The following is an 883-nucleotide window of genomic DNA, read 5'->3' as shown; positions in this document are numbered from 1 at the left end:
TTGACAGTGTGAATGTTTCAAATCTGTCAGAGACAGAATGGCACCTTACCGTCAACGAATTGGAATAATTTTTCAACATTTCAATCTTTTATCATTGCAAAAGATTATTGATAAACATTGCATTACCTCTTAAATTAACAGGTATAAACAAAAAACAACGTCACAGACGTGCCCTTGAACTCATTGAATAGGCTTATGTAGTAAAGAACACTGTTATCCAGCAGAATTGTCAGGGGAACAAAACAACGTGTTTGTATTGCACGCTCTCTAACAGCTAATCCTAGAAGCATTGTTATCAGATAAAGCTACCTCTGCTCTTGATCCTGAAACAACGCAATCTATTCTAGAACTTCCTGCCTATATATTAATAACCACCTTAATTTTACTATTGTGCTCATCACCCACGAAATGGAAGTTGTGTACTTTATTACACATCGTGTTGTTGTCCTCAATCAAGGACGCATTGTGGAAGAAGGATGTGTGAAAGATATTTTCACATCACCACAAGAGGAAACAACCATAGCCATGCCCAAACTTTTCACTCCATAACTTCCTGAGAAATTTGCAAAAAATCTTAAACCGATAGGCCAAGAATCCGTCATTGAAATCAATAGTGCAGGTAAAATTGCCCAACAACCTTTTCTCAATCTTCTGGAAGATAAAATCGGTTTAAGAGCACTTATTCTGCATGGTGGGATTGATACCGTCCAAGGCGAAACCATCAGGCGCCTATTCTTAAGTCTTCCTGCCCAAGATAAAGAAACTTTTAAAAAAGCCGTTAAGTAGTTGACACAAAAGGACAATATTGTGAAGTTTTAGGTTATGTTTAATGTTCTCTCTCATTAACTCCCCTGTGCCGTTTTTGATACAGTATTGATGACAA

At 37.1% G+C, this 883-nt stretch carries 1 pseudogene; it reads left to right on the top strand.

What is annotated here, in order from left to right:
• Positions 1 to 830, top strand: a pseudogene (locus ACFIK8_RS10560) (ATP-binding cassette domain-containing protein); the annotation flags it as partial.
• Between the last annotated feature and the right edge of the window lie 53 nt (positions 831 to 883).

Source organism: Bartonella sp. MR168JLCBS (assembly GCF_042194175.1).
Note: the sequence above shows the minus strand (reverse complement) of the source record. Positions and strands in the feature narration are given on the sequence as shown.